The organism is Caulobacter sp., assembly GCF_035254145.1.
Classification (GTDB): Bacteria; Pseudomonadota; Alphaproteobacteria; order Caulobacterales; family Caulobacteraceae; genus Caulobacter.
This window is the reverse complement of the sequence record NZ_DATFAV010000178.1, coordinates 1-2,884: the sequence shown is the minus strand read 5'-3', so window position 1 is coordinate 2,884 and position 2,884 is coordinate 1. Positions and strand designations below refer to the sequence as shown.

4 protein-coding genes are annotated in these 2,884 nt (G+C 69.8%); 3 read left to right on the top strand and 1 reads right to left on the bottom strand.

The features are described 5' to 3' along the window. The 3 genes from hslV to hslU form a co-directional block, all read left to right on the top strand. Positions 1-387, top strand: a 387-nt coding sequence (hslV, locus tag VJ655_RS10800; RefSeq protein ID WP_324111065.1) for an ATP-dependent protease subunit HslV, incomplete at its 5' end; no start/stop codon positions are given. Positions 388-486: 99 nt separating this feature from the next. After that, a complete protein-coding gene (locus tag VJ655_RS10795) occupies positions 487-1,329 on the top strand; it encodes a nuclear transport factor 2 family protein (protein ID WP_324111064.1) in 843 nt (280 codons plus the stop codon). Then, positions 1,326-2,621, top strand: coding sequence for an ATP-dependent protease ATPase subunit HslU (gene hslU, locus VJ655_RS10790; protein WP_324111063.1), 1,296 nt, complete (start codon positions 1,326-1,328; stop codon positions 2,619-2,621). Before VJ655_RS10795 ends, hslU begins: the two co-directional genes overlap by 4 nt. A gap of 80 nt (positions 2,622-2,701) precedes the next feature. On the opposite strand, the gene VJ655_RS10785 is transcribed toward hslU, so the two are convergent. Continuing rightward, positions 2,702-2,884, bottom strand: a 183-nt coding sequence (locus VJ655_RS10785) for an MGMT family protein (RefSeq protein WP_324111062.1), incomplete at its 5' end; no start/stop codon positions are given.

Below are 2,884 nucleotides of genomic sequence, written 5' to 3'. Positions count from 1 at the left end.
GCCTTCACGCTCATTGAGCGCTTGGAAGCTAAACTGGAGCAATATCCCGACCAACTGGCGCGGGCCTGCGTGGACCTGGCCAAGGACTGGCGGACCGACCGCTATCTCCGTCGCCTGGAGGCCATGCTGCTGGTGGCCGACCAGACCGCCATCTACACCGTCACCGGCGTCGGCGACGTGCTCGAGCCGGGCGAGAGCGCCGGCGGAGCGGCGGTGGCGGCCATCGGCTCGGGCGGCAACTACGCCCTGGCGGCCGGCAAGGCCCTGATCGACCATGATCTCTCGGCCGAACAGATCGCGCGCAAGGCCATGGGCATCGCCGCCGAGATCTGCGTCTACACCAACGGCAATCTGACGGTGGAAGTCCTGCAGGGCGAAGTCCTGTAGGGCGAAGTCCTGTAGGGCGAAGTCCTGTAGGCTTTCGTCGCAAACGCGATGCGCGGCAAAATATCCTGGCGCTTGGCTAGCGTCCGGGAGGATCCTGCCATGTTGAAGACCGTTTCGTTCGCCGTCGTTGCGCTGATCGCCGTTTCCCCTGCATGGGCCGGTCCCACCGCGCCGGCCGTCCAGATCGAGGCGGCCGAGCGCGCCTTCGCGGCGGATGGTCTGACCTTGGGGATCCGGGGGTCGTTCCTCCGGCACATGGCCGACGACGCCATCGTCTTCGATCCGTTTCCCGTCAACGCCAAGGCCCTCTACGCCGGGCGATCCGGCGCGGGCGAGCCGAAGCTGGAATGGTGGCCGGCCTGGGTGGTCGCCGCGAGATCGGGCGATCTTGGCCTGTCCACCGGCCCGTCCAGGGTCAACGGCAAGCCTGGCGGCTGGTACGCCACCCTCTGGCGCAAGGACGCCGACGGTGTCTGGCGCTGGATCTATGACGGCGGCGGCGCGGCCGACGGGTTCTCGGCGCCCGGCCAGGACGCCGCGGCCACGATCGGACCGGTGGCTCGCGACGGCCTGCCCTCGCCCGCCGAGGCTTTCGAGGCGGTGCGGTCGGCGGAGACGATTCTGGCCCAGGCCGCGCGCGACGACGCCCCGGCCGCCTACCGGGCTGCGCTGAGCGCCGACGCCCGCCTCCTGGGCCCCTGGGAGACCCGCGCCTTCGCGCCCACCGCCCTGTCAGAGCGTCTGGCCCTGCGCCCAAGCGGCATGGACCTGACCCTGCGCGGCGGCGGCGCCTCGCGCGGCGGCGATCTGGTCTGGACGCGGGGAGAGGCGCGATGGACGGGGGCGGGTCAAAAATCCGCCGCCGCGCACTATATGCATGTTTGGCAGAAGCGCCCCGAAGGGTGGCGCCTGATCTTCGAGGCCCTGATCAACGACCGATGACCGAATTTTCCCCGCGCGAGATCGTTTCCGAACTGGACCGCTACATCGTCGGTCACACCGAGGCCAAGAAGGCCGTCGCCGTCGCCCTGCGCAACCGCTGGCGCCGCCGCCGCGCTCCAGCCGACATCCGTGACGAGCTGACGCCCAAGAACATCCTGCTGATCGGCCCCACGGGCGTCGGCAAGACCGAGATCGCCCGGCGCCTGGCCAAGCTGGCCCAGGCCCCGTTCCTGAAGGTCGAGGCCACCAAGTTCACCGAGGTCGGCTATGTCGGCCGCGATGTCGACCAGATCGTCCGCGATCTCGTGGAAAGCGCCCTGGCCATGGTCCGCGACAAGCGCCGCGCCGCCGTCCGCGCCAAGGCCGAGGCCGCCGCCGAGGACCGGATCCTGGACGCCCTGACCGGTCCCGGCTCGACCGCCGCTCGCGAGGCGTTCCGCAAGAAGCTGCGGGCCGGCGAACTGGAGGACAAGGAGATCGAGTTGCAGCTGGCCGACACCGGCGGCGGCCAGACCTTCGAGATCCCCGGCCAGCCCGGCGCGGCGGTGTTCAACCTGTCGGACATGATGAAGTCGTTCGGCGGCGGGCGCACCAAGACCCACAAGACCACGGTGGCCGGCGCCTGGGCGCCGCTGATCGCCGAGGAAAGCGACAAGCTGCTCGACCAGGAGGCCCTGACCCAGGAGGCCCTGGAGCTGGCCGAGAACCACGGCATCGTCTTCCTGGACGAGATCGACAAGGTCGCCAGCGCCTCCCAGCGCTCGGGCGCGGACGTCAGCCGCGAGGGCGTGCAGCGCGATCTCCTGCCTCTGATCGAAGGCACGACGGTCTCGACCAAGTACGGCCCGGTGAAGACCGACCACATCCTGTTCATCGCCTCGGGCGCCTTCCACGTGGCCAAGCCCTCGGACCTGTTGCCGGAGCTGCAGGGCCGCCTGCCGATCCGCGTGGAGCTGAAGGGCCTGACCCGCGACGACCTGCGCCGCATCCTGACCGAGCCGGAGGCCAACCTGATCCGCCAGCACCAGGCGCTGATGGCGACCGAGGAGGTCACGCTGGTCTTCACCGACGAGGCCATCGACGCCCTGGCCGACGCGGCGGTGGCCGTCAACGCCTCGGTCGAGAACATCGGCGCCCGCCGCTTGCAGACGATCCTGGAGAAGGTGGTCGAGGAAATCAGCTTCACCGCCGCCGATCGCAGCGGCGAAACGGTGACGGTGGACGCGGCCTATGTGACGGAGCGGGTCGGGGCGCTGGCCGCGAACGCGGATCTGAGCCGGTTTATTCTGTAGTTTGAAACCTTCTCCCCTGGGGAGAAGGCGGGACCCACGCCGCAGGCGTGGGGGGATGAGGGCTTACAGCGGTCGACGCCTTACCCCCTCCCTCCCATCGCTTCGCGACGGGCCCCGCCCTCTCCCTCTGGGAGAGGGAATCTCTGCGTCGCCTCCATCCCCAGCATCGCCGCCTTGCGGGCCAGGCCCCAGTGGTAGCCGGTCAGCCGGCCGCTCTTGGCGATGGCGCGGTGGCAGGGGATCAGCAGCGAGATCGGATTGGC

Coding starts and splice junctions, on each gene's coding strand:
- hslU (WP_324111063.1), top strand. CDS start 1,326: ATGACCGAATTTTCCCCGCGCGAGATCGTTTCCGAACTGGACCGCTAC.
- VJ655_RS10795 (WP_324111064.1), top strand. CDS start 487: ATGTTGAAGACCGTTTCGTTCGCCGTCGTTGCGCTGATCGCCGTTTCC.